The organism is Bradyrhizobium sp. 186, from assembly GCF_023101685.1.
In the GTDB taxonomy this organism is placed as follows: domain Bacteria; phylum Pseudomonadota; class Alphaproteobacteria; order Rhizobiales; family Xanthobacteraceae; genus Bradyrhizobium.
Map to the genome: position 1 here is coordinate 4,124,328 of NZ_CP082164.1, position 14,853 is coordinate 4,139,180.

Consider the following 14,853-nt stretch of genomic DNA (forward strand, 5'->3'; position numbering starts at 1 on the left):
ATTCGGGAGGCCAGTGTCCCCATGATCAAATATTATGGGGTCTGGATCATGGCGCTTGTAGGATCGCCTCTATCTGTTGCGCCGCCCGGAGCAGCGTTCGGTCCTGTCCGCGCCGAGCGATAATCTGCAATCCGAATGGAAGTCCGTCCGGACTCGTACCACACGGAATTGAGATCGCAGCGACGCGCGCATGATTGACGAAGGGCGTGAAAACCGCGTGCCCGCGCGGGCTCGCGGCCTTACCGCCAATCGTCGTCGGGCCAGGCTGGCTCAGCGGCCAGGCGAGGCAAGGGACGGTCGGCGCCAGCAACAGATTGATATCGCAGAGAAACGCGGCGAACGTATTGGCGATGGCTGTGCTCGCGCCCAACGCAGCGCCGACTTCCGCGCCCGTCCAGGAAAGGCCGCGCTCAATCTGCCGGGCGATATCCGCATCGAAGACGGTCGGGTCGCTACGGAAGGCGCTGCCATAGAGGGCGGCGAGGCCAGCGTGCTGCAAGGGCATGATGGCCTCCTCGGTCGCCTCGGGCGGCCACACTGGATCGCGATTTTCGATCCGCAGACCCGCGGTTGACAGACGCGCGACGGCCGAAGCCAGTCCGTCGGCGACGACCTGGTCGGTCGCAACGTCGAGTCCGAGGCGGGGAGAATAGGCGATCCGCAAATTCTTGAGTTCGCGATCGTTGGTCGCGATGACCGCGGAATCCGGGTCGCGCGGATCGAGACCGACCATGCTCTCGAATGCAAGCGCGACGTCGACGACGGTAGTGGCGATCGGCGCGATGACGGACAGCCCGAAGAATGGCTCGGCAAAGCCGGGGCCATAAGGGATGGCTCCGTACGACGGTTTGAAGCCGACAACGCCGACATGGGCCGGCGGCCTCCGGCTGGAGCCGCCCGCGTCGGTGCCGATCGCAATAGGCACGAGCCCGGCTGCAACCGCGGTGGCCGGTCCGCCCGAAGAGCCGCCCGGGGTCAGATTCGGGTTGAGGGGATGTCGGGTGGGACCGAACAGGGGAGAGGTCGTGACGCCCTTGCACGCGAATTCGGATGTCGCGCCGATGCCGACGACAACGGCGCCGGCCTTGCGGGTCCGCGATATGGCAATCGCATCCTGCGGTGCGACGAAGTCTGCGAACAGCTTTGAGCCCTGCGTCACGCGCCAGCCGCCGACCCAGATGTTGTCCTTGACGACGACGGGGACGCCGGCCAGCGGCATTTTCTCCCCGGCGCTCAGGCGAGCGTCGACTGCTGCGGCATCGGCAAGCGTGCGCGCAGGATCGATGGAGACAACCGCATTCAAGGCTTTCGCTGCCTCGATGCGGTCGAGAGCCGCCTTTGCGGTCGCGACAGCGCTCGTCCGCCCGGCGGCGACATTGGCCGCGATGTCGGACGCGCTATGTGCCGGCTTTGTCATGGCTTCCCCAGATCAACGCCAATGTTCCGCAGAGGGCGAGGCATGCCATGGCGAAGAAGGCTGCGCCGAGGCTGGCGGTGGTGTCCAAGATAGAAATCAGCGCCGGCGCCGCCAGCAGGCCTGCATAGGATGCGGTCAGCACCGCGCCCGTGGTCTCGCCGATCCTGTCCTGCGGAGCAAGGCGCGCGATCTCGGCGATGAAGACGCCGTTCCACCCCGACGCCGTCAGGCCAAACAAGGCCGCGACGGCAAATTGTCCGGTGCGGCCGAGCGATACGCCATCGAGGCCAAGCAAAGCGGCGCAGAACGCCATGCCCAACCCGATAACAATGAGCACCATGCGCGAGGCGTCCAGGCGCATGGCGACAAAGCCCCAGCCGAGCCGACCGATCAGGCCGCCTGCCTGCGCGCAGGCGAGCGCCATGCCGGCCTCGATGTGGCTCAGTCCAAGTTCGCGCGTTCCCAGCATGACGAACACCGTGTTGAGCGACACCTGCATCGCACTGAACGGCATCGAGGCCAGCGCCAGCATCGCGATCCGCCGGTCCGCAGTTACGAGCGCCAATCGCGCGCGAAGATCGAGCTTCGGAGGAGGGATGACTTTGCCGGCATAGGCCGGCTTCAGACGTTCGAAGAGCAGGATTGCGAGCAGCGCGCAGGCGCCGACCGCCGCATAGCACCAGGCCGGTCCAAGCCAGATGGCGATCGCGGGCAGGGCCAGCGAGCCGCAGACCGCGCCGATCTGGTTGCCGGTCTGGCGGACCGAGAAGACAAAGGCGCGCCGCTCGGTCGTCACGAGCCTTGCCAGCAGCGCTGCGCTCGCGGGAGTCTCGGGTCCAAAGGCAAGGCCGAGGCAGAGGCCCGCCGCCAGCAATGCGGCACTCGATCCGAGTGACGCCAGCGCCATGCTGGCGGCGATGGCTGCCGCGCACAGGCTCGCGATTCGCAAGGAGCCGAGGCGCGCGATGAAGCTACCGCCCCACAACGACGCCGGTATGCCGACGGCGAACCTTTCAATTACCCACATTTAGCCGAGTGGGCTGAGGGAGCGCATAAACTGTTGCATCGCAGGAATCGACCGTGATTCCTTGTCTGGCACCGATTCGCGGGGGCGGTGCCAATGGACGGAGAAGCAGGCGCATGGTTTGATCGTGAGCTCGCGGGCTGCAGCCTTGCCGACGAGCGCCTGAACAAGCGGCTCCGCAAACTGGTGGCGCAGATCGGGAGCGCCATGGGAGAAAGCATTCCGCTGGTTTGCCAGGATTGGGCCAACACAAAGGCTGCCTATCGTTTTTTCTCCAACGACCGGGTCAGTGAGGCGGACATTCTGGCAGGCCACTTTCAATCGACGCGTGAGCGCACGATTGCCACAGGCGGTGCTGTTCTGGTGCTCCATGATACAACCGAGTTCAGCTATCGAAGGGAGGACTCAGACGCGATCGGGATCACCAAGAGCATAAACAGCGGCCGGGACAAGGCCGGCCGCCTGAGATCGCACACGGTTTGCGGCATCCTGATGCACTCGAGCCTGGCGGTAACGACCGAGGGGCTGCCGCTTGGACTGACGGCCGTCAAATTCTGGACCCGAAAGAAATTCAAGGGGACTGCCGCGCTTAAAAAGAAGATCAACCCGACGCGCGTTCCCATCGAGAAGAAGGAGAGCGTCCGATGGCTGGATAATGTCCGGCAATCCACAGAGCTGCTGCGCGATCCGGGACGATGCATCCATATCGGTGATCGCGAGAGCGACATCTATGAGCTGTTCTGCGCGGCTCGCGAAGCTGGAACGCATTTCGTGATCAGGACTTGCGTTAATCGCTTGGCTGGGGATGGGGATCACACGATCGCCGACGAAATGGACGAGGTCGCCGTCAAAGGACTGCATCGCATCGACGTCAGAAACAACAACGGCGATCCCGATGAAGCCGTCCTTGAGATCAGATATCGCAAGATTCGCGTCCTGCCGCCAATTGGGAAGCAGAAGCGCTATCCTGCGCTGATCTTGACGGTGATCCATGCCGAAGAGCGCGTAACGCCGAAGAACAGAAAGAAGATCGAGTGGAAGCTGATTACAGATCTGCCTGTGGGCTCACGCGCCGACGCAATCGAGAAACTCGAATGGTATGCCTTAAGATGGAAAATCGAAGTCTTCCACAAGATCCTCAAATCGGGCTGCAAAGCTGAGGAATCGAAGCTCCGGACCGCCCAGCGTCTGACCAACCTGATCTCTGTCTTTTGCATCCTCAGTTGGCGGGTCTTCTGGATGACGATGCTCAATCGCGCAGCTCCAGGGGCGCTACCGACTCTTGCGTTGACCGCAACTGAAATCGCCCTGCTCGATCGACTCGTGAATGACAAACCGCAAGCTCGACGGAAAACCCTCTCACATTACCTGGCCAAGATCGCCAGGCTCGGCGGCTATCTCGCCCGCGCCCACGATCCTCCGCCCGGCAACACGGTCATGTGGCGCGGGCTATCGCGCCTGACCGACATCGCGCTGGGGGCCATAGTCGGTGCAGAAATTGTGGGTAATTGAAAGACGGCGAACACCGCGCATGAGAACATCGAAAGTTGCCAGACGTCGATATGGGCGCGGGGCGCGACCACGCCCGGCGCGAACAAGGCCAGCGCGACCAGCGCCTGGAGCGAGGTCATCGCCCCCAGGGCCGGCAGCAACGCGGGCGCTGGCCGAACGGCAGTGTTTCCGTCTACCATGGCCGCGCGCTCATATGAGGAACGGCAAGGTGGCAGGCGGTATTTCCATTCACGCGGTCGACGTGGCGAGCGGACGCCCGGCGCAGGGCCTGCGGGTCGAGATCTGGCGGATCGATCCCGATTCGGTGCGCCTCGCCGAGGGACGGCTCGGCGCCAACGGCGTGCTCGATCATCCCGTCGCGCAAGGCGTCGGCATCACGGCGGGCGTATACGAGGTGCTGTTTCACCTCGGCGAGTTCTTCGCTGATGACGGCTTTCTCACCGTGACGCCGTTCCGCTTCCGCATCAACAATATCGACGAGCATTTTCATCTGCCGTTGAAGTTCACACGCTGGGGCTATTCGCTGTTCCGCGGCGCCTGATCAGTTGGTCAGCCGCCGTGACAGTCCGGTGACGCGCTCCATCACCGCGACCAGCGCGACGGTAGCGATGATCAGCACGCCCGACAGCGCGGCGATGGTGACGTCGAGCTTGCCCTCGAGGTCCTGCCACATCCGGATCGGCAGCATATCGGTTGCGGCGTCGCGCAGGAACAGCGAGACCGGCACGTTGTCGAAGGACGACATGAAGGCGATGAAAGCGCCCGCGATGATGCCCGGCCGGATCAGTGGCAGCACGATGCGGCGGAACGTGTAGAGGCGGCTCGCGCCGAGTGCCGCCGAACTCTCAAGCAGGGTCGGCTCGAGCTGCGCCAGCGCCGCGACCGTGTTGCGCAGGACATAGGGGACGCAGACCACGGTGTGGCCGATCACCAGCGTCAGCGGCGACACCGGCAGGCCGACTAACGAGAACAACATCAGCGCTGCAAGCCCGAAAGCGAGCGCAGGAAGCACGAGTGGCGACATGAAGAGCGAATCGAGCAATCGCGCCGACAACGTCCGCGACCGCGAGATCGCCAGTGCCGCCGCGACGCCGAGCACGATCGTCAGCCCCGTTGCCCACAGCGCGACCAACAGGCTGTTACGTGCGGCAAAGTGCAACTGCCAGGCATTCCACAGTTCGACGTACCAGCGCAGCGAATAGCCCGGCGGCGGGAATTTGAGCGAGAAGCCGCTGGTGAAGGAGACGATCAGCACGACAAGCGACGGCGCGATGATCAGGATAAGCGCGATCAGCGCGATCACGGTCATAACGACTTCGAAGCTGATCGCCTCCAAGGTGCGCTTGCGTCCGCCCATCACGCGCCTCCATAGCCGCGCGACATGCGGCCGAGCGTGGTGAAGACGGACACCACCGCGAGCACGGCGAGCAGGAAGATGATCGAGATCGCGGATGCAAAGGGCCAGTTCTGGAGAGTCGACGCCTGCTGATAGAGATACATCGGCATGAACAGCATCTGACCGCCGCCGATCAGCGACTGGGTGATGAAGGCCGTGATCGCGGCGGCGTAGGTCAGCGTGCACCCGGCGATCACGCCGGGCAGCGATAGCGGTAGCACGATCTTGAAGAAAGTGCGCCAGCTTCCAGCGCCGAGCGAGCACGAGGCATCGTCGAGATTGGGATCGATCCGCCCGAGCGCGGTGATCAGCGGCAGCGTCATCAGCGGCATTTGCACCTGCGCCAGCGCGATCACCACGCCGAACTGGGTGTAGAGCAGCCGCAACGGCGTATCGATGATGCCGAGCGATTGCAGCGTCGCATTGATGATGCCCTGGCGACCCAGGATGACGATCCAGGCGAAGGTGCGGACCACGACGCTGGTCAGAAGCGGTAGCAGCACGATCAGAATGATAATTGTCTGAAGCCGCGGCCCGACCCTCTGATAGAGCCACGCAATGGGAAAGCCGAGTACGAGACAGACCGCAGTCACCTCGGCGCCGAGCAGCAGCGTCGAGCCGAGCACGCCCAAGCTGAAGGGATCGGTCAGGAACTGCAGGTACTGGCCGAGCCCCCAATGGAGCCCGGCCGTGTCGTTGTGCAGCGAGAGCCAGAACAATTGCAGCAGCGGCGCGACGAAGAAGACCAGGAAGAACAGCGCCAGCGGCGCCGCCAATCCCATTCCGTAGGACGTCACGTCCCGTGATGCCGGTGCTGCGCCCATGGCCTAGATCTTGATCTCGCGGTTGAAGCGCTCGATCCAGGCCGAGCGCTGCTCGTTGATCTTCGTCCAGTCCTGGAACACGAACTTCTGCTTCAGCTCGGCCGTATCCTTGGCGAGCACGCGTGCGATCTCGCCGCCCATCGTCACCTTGGAATTCGTCGGCACGATCAGGTAGGGCGGGTTCATCAGGGTGGTCTGCACCTCCGCCGTCAGTGCCGCCTCGATCAGCTTGAAGGCGAGCTCGCGGTTCGGCGAATTCTTGACGATGTGGATCGTGGTCTTGAAGGCGATGGCGCCTTCCTTTGGTGCCACGAACTCGACCGGCACGCCGCGCGCCTTGAGAATCTGGATGGCGTTGAAATTGCCCGGGGAGATGTCGATCTGGCCCTGCTGGAACAGGGTTGCGAGCGCGCCCGGATTGGCGGCGACCGCGGCGAGATTGGGCTTGAGCTCTTCCAGCGCCTTGAAGCCGGGATCGACATTGGCCTCGGAGCCGCCGCGCATCTTGGCGATTTCGACCAGCCAGCCGGTGCCCAGCGTCGAGTTGAGATTGGTGATGCCGACACGACCCTTGAACTCCGGCTTCCAGAGATCCGCCCAGGAGGTCGGCGGTGTCTTGATCGCCTCGGGATTGTAGGTGAGGCCGACGACCTGGAAGAACGGGGCGGGGCCCATCGGCTCCTGCGCCTCGGAAATCAGATCCTTGTAGTGGGCGCTCTTCTCGACCGGATAAGGCTCGACGAGATCCTGGCCGATGGCGACGAGGGCAGGGCCGGGATCGTGCAGCATGACGTCGATCGGCGGGTTGGCCTTGGCGGCATTCACTTTTGCGATCTGGTCGACCGAGAGCATCGGATCGAGCACAATTGCGGCGTCGGCGTTCGCTTTTCGGAAGGCCGGCACCAGCACCGCCTTGTGCGCTTCCTCCCAGCTTCCGGTGAAGGTCGCAAACACGAGCGGACGGGCCTGGGCGAAGCTCAGTCCGGGAAACGCCTTCATGGCGCCGAGTGTGAGTGCGGTCGTCATCAGGCTTCGGCGGTTGAGGATCATGGCAAACTCCCTGTGGACTATGACTGGGTCTAAAGCGTTGCGGGAAAGGCGTTGGCGAGTGATGGCGCGAGCGGTGCGAGGCGCACCGCGGCGCCGTTCTCCAGCGCGCGCGTCTCCCCGATACGCGCCTGGGATACTTTTACGCCGGAGCCGTCGGCGGTCGTGACCTCATGGACGACGGTGGCACCTAACGGTAACGACATGCCGACCACACCGGCAAAGCCCGTTTCGTCGCCGACGAATTGCAGGTGTTCGGGGCGGATGCATACGGTGACGCGGCCGCCTTCGGCGAGGGTGCCACTCGCGGGCCGTGCGACGATCTCCGCGCCGGCATCGAGGCGTATCTTTGCGGCGGTGCGGTCCGCCGATATCACGACGCCGGGCATGCGGTTGCTCGATCCGACGAAGGTATTCACGAACAGGGTCTGCGGACGGTCGTAGACGTCCGACGGCGATCCGAACTGTTCGAGCTTGCCGTGGCTCAGCACTGCGACGCGGTCGGCCATCGACAGCGCCTCTTCCTGGTCGTGCGTCACGATCAGCGTGGTGATGCCCGAGACCCGCTGCAGCCGCTTGACCTCGATCTGCATGTCGAGCCGCAGGTTCTTGTCCAGCGCCGCAAAGGGCTCGTCGAGCAGCAGGATCGACGGCTTGATCGCTAGCGCGCGCGCGAGCGCGACGCGCTGCTGCTGACCGCCCGAGAGCTGCCGCGGCAGGCGCTCGGCCATCGACGGCAGTTGCACCAGCTCGAGCAGCCGTTTCGCCTCGCGCTGGCGCGTCGCCTTGTCGATGCCGCGGGCGGCGAGGCCGTAGCCGACGTTCTCGGTGACGGTGAGATGTGGAAACAGGGCATAGTTCTGGAACACGATGCCGACCGCGCGGCGGTTCGGCGGCAGCGCATCGACGATGTCGTCGCCGATGATGATCCGTCCCTGGCTCTGCGCGATGAAGCCGGCGATGATCCGCAGCAGGGTCGTCTTGCCGCAGCCGGAGGGGCCGAGCAGCGCGATGATCTCGCCGCCCTTGATGTCGAGGTTGATATTCTCGACCGCGAGCGCGCCGCTCGGATAGCGGTGGGTGACGGCGTCGACGACGAGCGAACGGCCGCTTTGCGCATCAGCCATGGTGTTGCCTCCCGTTGCCCCAAAAGAGAAAGCAAGTCTCGTGCCCGAGCCGGTCGCTTTTCGATGCGAGTTTTGGCATTGTGGCCCGATGATGTCGGATCAATCCGTTTGCGAGCTCACCGCCACGACCCTTGCGCGCGCCATTGCCAATGGCGAGCTGTCGTCGCGTGACGTCGTCGAGGCGCATCTTGCGCGGATCGCGAGCCGCGACGCGCAATCGGCGGCGTTCGTAACGCTCGATGCGGAGGGTGCCCGCCGTGCGGCGCAGATCTGCGATGCAGCGCCCGCGCCGACCGGCCCGCTGCACGGTGTGCCCGTCGCGATCAAGGACCTCACGGACACCGGCGGGCTCGCGACCACCTATGGATCGGTTCTGTTTCGCGACCACGTACCGGTGGAGGACGATCTCGTGGTCGCTCGGCTGCGTCACGCCGGCGCGATCATTCTCGGCAAGACCAACACGCCGGAATTCGGCTTCGGTGCGGTCTGTACCAATCGACTGTGCGGGCCGACGCGCAATCCCTTCGATCCCGAGCTGACCTCCGGCGGATCGTCGGGCGGCTCCGCAGTTGCCGTTGCGGCCGGTATGGTGCCGCTGGCGCACGGCACCGATTTCGGCGGATCTGTGCGCACGCCCGCGAGCTTCTGCGACGTCGCCTCGATCCGGCCGACGCCGGGCCGCATTCCGTCGCCGCGCCGCCCGCTGGGTTGGGACATGTTGGCCACCCACGGTTTCCTCGCCCGCAGCATCGACGACCTCGAGCTTGCGTTGTCGGTGTGTGAGGGACCTGATGCGCATGATCCACTCTCGACCGGAGGCCTCGGCGACGATCGAACACGCGCAGGACGTCCCCGGATCGCTGCCACGCCCGATTTCGGCGTGGCACCGGTTGCCCGCGACGTTCGGACACGCTTTGCGGTGGCCTGCGAGGCGCTCGCGCGCGTTGCTGATATTGTGCCGTCGTCGCCCGATTGCGGCGGCGCAATCGAAACCTTCCGCACGTTGCGTGCCGCGCACATCGCCAACGGTTTTGGTGAGTTGCTGAAGACGCGTCGCGACGAGCTCACGCCCACCGTGATCTGGAATATCGAGGCAGGCGCAAAGCTCTCGGCCGAAGATTATCTCAATGCGGAGCGCCGCCGCACGTCGATCTACCGCAGCTTCCGCGACCTGTTCACCGGTGCCGATTTCCTGGTCGCGCCGGCGGCGTCCGTCTTCCCCTGGCCGAACGAGGTCAGCGATGTCACGGCAATCGACGGCACGACGTCGGACACGCCGATCGACTATCTCGCCGTTACCTTCATTGTCTCGCTGGTCGGTTTTCCGGTCCTGACCGTGCCGACGCGCCGGAAGGCGAATGAGCTGCCGTTCGGCATCCAGATTATTGCGCCGCCGGGATGCGAATCCCGCTTGTTTGCCTTTGGCCGGACCATCGAGAAGACGCTGGGTTTTTCGCATCGCCGACCGCCTGCCTGATCAACTGTCGCGATGTTCGAGCCGGGCGGCGAGCGCCTCGGCGAGACCGGTGGTGGGCTTGGCCGCGGGGCGGCGGAACGTGCCCCCCGTCGCCTTACGCAGGCGCAGCGCCAGCAGCGCCTCGGCCTGCTTCACGGCGGCGACGACCTGGTCGATGACGGGGACGGGGATCCGGTCGGCAACCCGCTCGGCAAGGCCCGAGAGCGGCGCGCCGGCGAAGATCAGGACGTCGGCCTCATTCTCGACGATCGCGCGCTGCGCGAGCGCGACGAGCACGTCCTCCTTCTCGGTGCCGACTTCGGAGATCGCCTGGAACGGCGTATCGAGCATGCGGATGCCGGCACAGCGCTCCCACAGCCCGTGGGCGCGAACGCATTCCTCGTACCAGGGGCCCAGCGCCTGAGCGAAGGTGATGATTGCGAAGCGCCGTCCGGCCATGCAGGCCGTCAGCATCGCGGCTTCCGCCATGCCGACCACGGGAATGTCGAACGTCTCCCGCGCGGCAAACAGGCCGGGATCGCCGAAGGCCGCGATGATCGCAGCATCGACCTCACGATGCTGCTCGGCCAGCATTTCCAGGGCGATCGCCCCGCCGATCTGAGCCTCGGTCCGCGTTGCGATGTAGGGCACGCCGCGGGACGCGGTGCAGGGGACCAGCACGGTGCCGGGCGAAGCCGCGCGCTGCCCGACATCCATCATCAGCCGGGTGACCCCGGCGCTGGTGTTGGGGTTGAGCAGGAGCAGCTTCATTGCCACGCCGCCGTCCGGTTGAGCGTGGAGGTGGCGAGGATTTCCAGCAGCGCGGTGCCGGTACGCCGGACATGGGCACCGAGCAGGCGTCCGGCCGCCGCGCCATCGCGCGCCTCGAGCGCCGCCAGAATATCGGCATGCTCGTCAACCGAATTGCTCCAGCGGCGATCGGCGCCGAGCGCGAGATAGCGCGCGCGTTCGGCGCGGGAGATCAGCGTCTCATGCGCCTCCCGCAGCGGCGTATTGCGGGCCATGCGGACGATCATGCTGTGGATCTCGCCGTTGATGGCGAAATAGTCGTCGAGCTTGCCGTTGCGATGATGACCCTCCATGCGGGTCTGAAGCGTGCGCAGGCGGGCGAGATCGCGGTCGGTCGCGCGCTCCGCGGCGAGTTCGGCGGCAAGCCGCTCGATGCCGGCCAGCGCCTCGAACAATTCCGAGATGCTGTCGACCGCGATATCGGCGATGCGCGGGCTGCGGTTGGGGCGCAACTCGATCAGTCCTTCAGCCGCGAGCACCTTCATCGCCTCGCGCAGCGGGGTGCGCGACACGCCGAGCGACTTCGACAGCTTGGTCTCCTGGGTCTGGGATCCCGGCGGCAACTCGCCGCGAATGATCATCGCCCGCATCCGCGCGGCGGCGCGCTCATGCAGACCCATCCGCTTGAGTTTGGGCGACTTTCGTCCTCTCGGCGCTTCGGATTTCTGCTGCACACTTGCCTCACCGCTCGACTTCATCTTAGCCGTTTCCAGTCCTTTGACTTGCCCAAAATACCGACGTATATGGCTGAAAACAATAGCACAACGCGCAAATTGTATGCAGCATGCAAAATCCCCGTTGCGCTGCCGCAAATGGCGGCTGATGATCTTGCAAGACGCGCGAGACCTCGCGCCTTCCGAAACGGAGTAAGCGATGCGGACGACCTTGCGACTGGGCCTCGTGTTGATGGCGGCGACGTTGGGCACGAGCCATCTCGCCTCCGCGCAGACCGCAAAGATCAAGCTCGGTTTCGCCAAATGCGCGCATTGCCTGCCGATGTCCCTGATCCCGGGAATGGCCAAGAACGTCGAGGTCGATGCCACCGGCTTCAACTCGGGCAATGACGTCCTCACCGCCCTGGTGTCGAAGAGCATCGAGGTCGCGCAGGTCACCTACCTCCACTACATCACCGCGCTCGACAAAGGCTTCGACGTCGTCGCCGTGTCCGGCCAAATCAATGGTGGCTCGGAATGTCTCTCCTCCGCGAAGCTGAACCTTCCGCCTGAGGACTGGGCCGCCTTCAAGGCGATCGTTGCGAAAGCCAAGAGCGACGGCCAGCCGCTGAAAGTCGCGGCCTCCCGCGGCAACGCGCAGGACATTCACATGCGCGGCGCCTTCCTGAAGCAGGGCGTCGATCCCAACAAGGACATCCAGTTCATCAACATCCCCAATCCGTCCGACCATCTCGCGGCGTTGCAGCGCGGTGAGGTCGACATGATCTGCACGGTCGAGCCGTTCGCCTCGCAGGTCCGGCTTGCCGGTGCAGGCAAGCATTTCGTGCTACCCTATGACCAGGCCGCGGGGAATCTGACGAACCTGATCGTCACGCGTTCAGATGTCATTGCCAGTCAGCGCGCTGGCGTCCAGGCCGTCGTCACCGCCGTGGTCGAACTCGACAACAAGCTGATCGCCGACAAGGCGCCGTGGATCGACGTCATCAACAAGCTCACCGGCCTCGACAAGACGGTGGCGACCGAGGCGCTCAAGAATGCCGCGCCAGACCCGGCGATTCATCGTTCGCAGACGCTCGCGATCGCCGCGATGATGCGCGACCTCAAATATATCTCGAAGGACGTCTCCGCAGAAGCGGAGAAGAACATGGACTATTCGTTCCTCGAGCAGGCGACGGGAAAATCCAAGAATGACCTCGGCTATTGACGTCTCGCCGGCCAAGCCGGCGTTTCGGCTGGCCCGCGCGCTTCAGGGACTCGAACGCGTCGTCGTTCCTGCACTGCTGATCGCGGGTTGGGAAGCCGTCGCCCGTAGCGGCATGCTGCCGCCGGCGCTGTTGCCGGCGCCGAGCGCGGTGCTGCATGCGCTCGGCGATTGGGTGTTCGGATTCGACGAGACCACACAGACCTATTCGGGGCACTGGCTGCGCGACGCGCTCGCCAGCGCCTTGCGCGTCTTCGGCGGCTTTGCGCTGGCGAGCCTGCTCGGAATCCTCGCCGGGGTTGCCATCGGCTGGTCGCGCCTGTTCGAGAAGACGCTGGAGCCGACGCTCCAGATGCTGCGTCCGATTCCGCCGGTGTCCTGGATACCGCTCGCGATCATCTGGTTCGGCATTGCCGACAAGCCCGCGATCTTCCTCGTCTTCCTGGGTGCCTTCTTTCCCGTGCTGATGAACAGCATTCATGGTGTGAAGACGGTGGACCATAATCTCGTGCGCGCCGGCGCGATGATGGGGGCGAATGAACGGCAGATGCTCACCGATATCGTGCTGCCGGCGGCGCTGCCCTCGATCTTCGCAGGGTTACGCATCGCGGTCGGGTCGGCCTGGATGCTGACGGTCACGGCCGAGATGGTCGCGGTCAAGAGCGGGCTCGGCTACGTGCTGTGGGACTCTTATTACTTCCTGCGCTACGACATCGTGCTCGCGGCGATGATCTCGATCGGGCTGCTCGGCTATCTCTCCGATCTCGGCCTCAAGGCCATCATGGCCCGCGCACTGCGCTGGCAGACGACGACCACCGTGCAAGGCAGGACCGGCTGATGGCGGCCATCGAGCTCCGCAACATCGTCAAGGTGTTTTCAGACAAGCGGCGCGGCCGCGATCTTTTGACCCTCGACAACATCAATCTTGACATCGAAGCCAATGATTTCGTCTGCCTGCTCGGCCCGTCCGGCTGCGGCAAGTCGACCCTACTCAACATCATCGCCGGCTTCGAGCAGGCGACGTCAGGGCGCACGCTGGTCGATGGAAAACAGGTGGAGCGGCCGGGGTCGGATCGCGGCGTGGTGTTCCAGCAGCCGACCCTGATGCCCTGGCTGACGGCCATCGACAACGTCGCCTTCCATCTCAAGCTCAAGGGCATCTCTAAGGCCGAGCGGCACCATCGCGCCATGGAGTTCATCGATCTCGTCGGCCTGCGCGGCTTCGAGCACCATCATCCCTCGGAGCTGTCCGGCGGCATGAACCAGCGGGTCGGTATTGCCCGTGCGCTTCTGATGAATCCAAGTGTCATCCTGATGGACGAGCCGTTCGCGGCGCTGGACGCGCAGACCAAGCTCGAGATGCAGGAGGAACTGGTCGCGATCTGGCAGAAGCGCCGCTGCACGATCGTGTTCGTCACCCACAGCGTCGACGAGGCGCTGGTGCTCGGCAACAAGATCGTCGTGATGACGAAGCGGCCGGGCCGGATCCGCGATGCCGTCAATTTCGACCTGCCGCGCCCGCGAGATATCACCAGCCCCGAATTCAACAACGCAAAGCGCCACATCCTGGCTCTGATCCGGGAGGAGTCGACGCGCCTTGCGCAGGCGTCGTAGAGTATAGCCATGCGCAAGCGTCTCGGCATGATCACGCCGTCCTCCAACTCTGTGCTCGAGCCGGTCACCAGCGCCATGCTGACCGGTGTTGAGGGCGTTACCTCGCATTTCTCACGCTTCCGCGTCACCGAGATTGCACTCGACGCCGCGGCGCTGAATCAATTCGACGCATCCGTGATGCTGCCGGCGGCCGATCTGCTGGCGGATGCCAAGGTTGATGCTATCGCCTGGAACGGCACCTCGGCGAGCTGGCTTGGCGTCCATCGCGACAGGAGCCTTTGCGAGGCGATTACAGGGCGCACGGGCGTGCCCGCAACGACGTCGACGCTCGCCTGCATCGAAGCCGTACGCGCGCTCGGCGCCAGACGGGTCGGTCTGGTCTCGCCCTATACGGATGACGTGCAGCGGCGGATCGCAGACGTCTGGGCCGAGGAGGGGATCGCCCCGCATGCCGAGCGGCATCTCGGGCTGCGCGACAATTTCTCCTTCGGCGAGGTTGCGCCTGCGACGATCATTGGCATGATCCGCGCGGTGGCGGCGGAAGGCGCCGATGCCGTCGTCGTCCTCTGCACCAATCTCGACGGTGCCGCGCTTGCGGCCTCGCTCGAACAGGAATTGGATATTGCCGTGCTCGATTCGGTGGCGGTCACGTTGTGGCGGACCCTCGACCTTGCCGGTGGCGACATCGGGGCTCTTGCCGATTGGGGCCGGATCTTCCAGCCATCGGCGCTCGTCAAGTGATGGAGACCTA

The 14,853-nt window shown here is 64.7% G+C and carries 15 protein-coding genes and 1 pseudogene; 7 read left to right on the plus strand and 9 right to left on the minus strand.

Features of this window, described 5'->3' with window-relative positions; genetic code table 11:
- Nucleotides 1-46: 46 nt before the first annotated feature.
- Nucleotides 47-1,417: an amidase gene (locus IVB18_RS19595; RefSeq protein ID WP_247990638.1), complete on the minus strand. Its 1,371-nt coding sequence runs from the start codon at nucleotides 1,415-1,417 to the stop codon at nucleotides 47-49.
- Nucleotides 1,398-2,444: an MFS transporter gene (locus IVB18_RS19600; RefSeq protein WP_247990639.1), complete on the minus strand. Its 1,047-nt coding sequence runs from the start codon at nucleotides 2,442-2,444 to the stop codon at nucleotides 1,398-1,400. Before IVB18_RS19600 ends, IVB18_RS19595 begins: the two co-directional genes overlap by 20 nt.
- A gap of 93 nt (nucleotides 2,445-2,537) precedes the next feature.
- Here IVB18_RS19600 and IVB18_RS19605 point away from each other — a divergent pair, with 93 nt between their 5' ends.
- On the plus strand, nucleotides 2,538-3,953 hold the full coding sequence (locus tag IVB18_RS19605) for an IS4 family transposase (RefSeq protein ID WP_247983252.1): 1,416 nt from the start codon (nucleotides 2,538-2,540) through the stop codon (nucleotides 3,951-3,953).
- A 2-nt stretch (nucleotides 3,954-3,955) separates the two neighbouring features.
- Here IVB18_RS19605 and IVB18_RS19610 read toward each other — a convergent pair.
- Nucleotides 3,956-4,132: pseudogene (locus tag IVB18_RS19610) on the minus strand (MFS transporter); the annotation flags it as partial.
- Nucleotides 4,133-4,161: 29 nt separating this feature from the next.
- Between IVB18_RS19610 and IVB18_RS19615 the strand changes: the two are divergent.
- The gene (locus tag IVB18_RS19615; protein ID WP_247990640.1) at nucleotides 4,162-4,494 is read left to right on the plus strand and encodes a hydroxyisourate hydrolase; all 333 of its coding nucleotides are present in this window, start codon (nucleotides 4,162-4,164) and stop codon (nucleotides 4,492-4,494) included.
- Here the strand turns inward: IVB18_RS19615 and IVB18_RS19620 are convergent, their stop codons facing one another.
- The 4 genes from IVB18_RS19620 to IVB18_RS19635 are packed head-to-tail and all read right to left on the minus strand — an operon-like array spanning nucleotide 4,495 to nucleotide 8,347.
- Complete coding sequence (locus IVB18_RS19620) at nucleotides 4,495-5,310, minus strand: ABC transporter permease (protein WP_247990641.1); 816 nt, start codon at nucleotides 5,308-5,310, stop codon at nucleotides 4,495-4,497.
- Nucleotides 5,310-6,173: an ABC transporter permease gene (locus tag IVB18_RS19625; RefSeq protein WP_247990642.1), complete on the minus strand. Its 864-nt coding sequence runs from the start codon at nucleotides 6,171-6,173 to the stop codon at nucleotides 5,310-5,312. Before IVB18_RS19625 ends, IVB18_RS19620 begins: the two co-directional genes overlap by 1 nt.
- A 3-nt stretch (nucleotides 6,174-6,176) precedes the next feature.
- On the minus strand, nucleotides 6,177-7,223 hold the full coding sequence (locus IVB18_RS19630) for an ABC transporter substrate-binding protein (protein ID WP_247990643.1): 1,047 nt from the start codon (nucleotides 7,221-7,223) through the stop codon (nucleotides 6,177-6,179).
- A 29-nt stretch (nucleotides 7,224-7,252) separates the two neighbouring features.
- Nucleotides 7,253-8,347: an ABC transporter ATP-binding protein gene (locus IVB18_RS19635; protein ID WP_247990644.1), complete on the minus strand. Its 1,095-nt coding sequence runs from the start codon at nucleotides 8,345-8,347 to the stop codon at nucleotides 7,253-7,255.
- A gap of 91 nt (nucleotides 8,348-8,438) precedes the next feature.
- Here IVB18_RS19635 and IVB18_RS19640 point away from each other — a divergent pair, with 91 nt between their 5' ends.
- Nucleotides 8,439-9,824, plus strand: a complete 1,386-nt coding sequence (locus IVB18_RS19640; protein ID WP_247990645.1) for an amidase family protein — start codon at nucleotides 8,439-8,441, stop codon at nucleotides 9,822-9,824.
- Here the strand turns inward: IVB18_RS19640 and IVB18_RS19645 are convergent, their stop codons facing one another.
- The gene (locus IVB18_RS19645) at nucleotides 9,825-10,574 is read right to left on the minus strand and encodes an aspartate/glutamate racemase family protein (RefSeq protein ID WP_247991674.1); all 750 of its coding nucleotides are present in this window, start codon (nucleotides 10,572-10,574) and stop codon (nucleotides 9,825-9,827) included.
- Nucleotides 10,571-11,311, minus strand: a complete 741-nt coding sequence (locus tag IVB18_RS19650; protein ID WP_247990646.1) for a GntR family transcriptional regulator — start codon at nucleotides 11,309-11,311, stop codon at nucleotides 10,571-10,573. Before IVB18_RS19650 ends, IVB18_RS19645 begins: the two co-directional genes overlap by 4 nt.
- A 175-nt stretch (nucleotides 11,312-11,486) precedes the next feature.
- Between IVB18_RS19650 and IVB18_RS19655 the strand changes: the two genes are divergently transcribed.
- The 4 genes from IVB18_RS19655 to IVB18_RS19670 are packed head-to-tail and all read left to right on the plus strand — an operon-like array spanning nucleotide 11,487 to nucleotide 14,843.
- Nucleotides 11,487-12,491, plus strand: a complete 1,005-nt coding sequence (locus IVB18_RS19655; RefSeq protein WP_247990647.1) for an ABC transporter substrate-binding protein — start codon at nucleotides 11,487-11,489, stop codon at nucleotides 12,489-12,491.
- On the plus strand, nucleotides 12,475-13,326 hold the full coding sequence (locus IVB18_RS19660) for an ABC transporter permease (RefSeq protein WP_247990648.1): 852 nt from the start codon (nucleotides 12,475-12,477) through the stop codon (nucleotides 13,324-13,326). The genes IVB18_RS19655 and IVB18_RS19660 overlap by 17 nt, the downstream gene beginning before the upstream one ends.
- Complete coding sequence (locus tag IVB18_RS19665; RefSeq protein ID WP_247990649.1) at nucleotides 13,326-14,102, plus strand: ABC transporter ATP-binding protein; 777 nt, start codon at nucleotides 13,326-13,328, stop codon at nucleotides 14,100-14,102. Before IVB18_RS19660 ends, IVB18_RS19665 begins: the two co-directional genes overlap by 1 nt.
- A 9-nt stretch (nucleotides 14,103-14,111) precedes the next feature.
- Entirely contained in the window at nucleotides 14,112-14,843 is a 732-nt protein-coding gene (locus IVB18_RS19670; RefSeq protein ID WP_247990650.1) for an aspartate/glutamate racemase family protein, read from the plus strand.
- Nucleotides 14,844-14,853 lie beyond the last annotated feature (10 nt).

What these genes read in the sequence shown, in the direction of transcription:
- IVB18_RS19640 (WP_247990645.1), top strand. Translation starts at nt 8,439, where the DNA reads ATGTCGGATCAATCCGTTTGCGAGCTCACCGCCACGACCCTTGCGCGC.
- IVB18_RS19655 (WP_247990647.1), top strand. Translation starts at nt 11,487, where the DNA reads ATGCGGACGACCTTGCGACTGGGCCTCGTGTTGATGGCGGCGACGTTG.
- IVB18_RS19660 (WP_247990648.1), top strand. Translation starts at nt 12,475, where the DNA reads ATGACCTCGGCTATTGACGTCTCGCCGGCCAAGCCGGCGTTTCGGCTG.
- IVB18_RS19670 (WP_247990650.1), top strand. Translation starts at nt 14,112, where the DNA reads ATGCGCAAGCGTCTCGGCATGATCACGCCGTCCTCCAACTCTGTGCTC.
- IVB18_RS19665 (WP_247990649.1), top strand. Translation starts at nt 13,326, where the DNA reads ATGGCGGCCATCGAGCTCCGCAACATCGTCAAGGTGTTTTCAGACAAG.
- IVB18_RS19620 (WP_247990641.1), bottom strand. Translation starts at nt 5,310, where the DNA reads ATGGGCGGACGCAAGCGCACCTTGGAGGCGATCAGCTTCGAAGTCGTT.
- IVB18_RS19605 (WP_247983252.1), top strand. Translation starts at nt 2,538, where the DNA reads ATGGACGGAGAAGCAGGCGCATGGTTTGATCGTGAGCTCGCGGGCTGC.
- IVB18_RS19635 (WP_247990644.1), bottom strand. Translation starts at nt 8,347, where the DNA reads ATGGCTGATGCGCAAAGCGGCCGTTCGCTCGTCGTCGACGCCGTCACC.
- IVB18_RS19630 (WP_247990643.1), bottom strand. Translation starts at nt 7,223, where the DNA reads ATGATCCTCAACCGCCGAAGCCTGATGACGACCGCACTCACACTCGGC.
- IVB18_RS19625 (WP_247990642.1), bottom strand. Translation starts at nt 6,173, where the DNA reads ATGGGCGCAGCACCGGCATCACGGGACGTGACGTCCTACGGAATGGGA.
- IVB18_RS19600 (WP_247990639.1), bottom strand. Translation starts at nt 2,444, where the DNA reads ATGTGGGTAATTGAAAGGTTCGCCGTCGGCATACCGGCGTCGTTGTGG.
- IVB18_RS19645 (WP_247991674.1), bottom strand. Translation starts at nt 10,574, where the DNA reads ATGAAGCTGCTCCTGCTCAACCCCAACACCAGCGCCGGGGTCACCCGG.
- IVB18_RS19650 (WP_247990646.1), bottom strand. Translation starts at nt 11,311, where the DNA reads ATGAAGTCGAGCGGTGAGGCAAGTGTGCAGCAGAAATCCGAAGCGCCG.
- IVB18_RS19595 (WP_247990638.1), bottom strand. Translation starts at nt 1,417, where the DNA reads ATGACAAAGCCGGCACATAGCGCGTCCGACATCGCGGCCAATGTCGCC.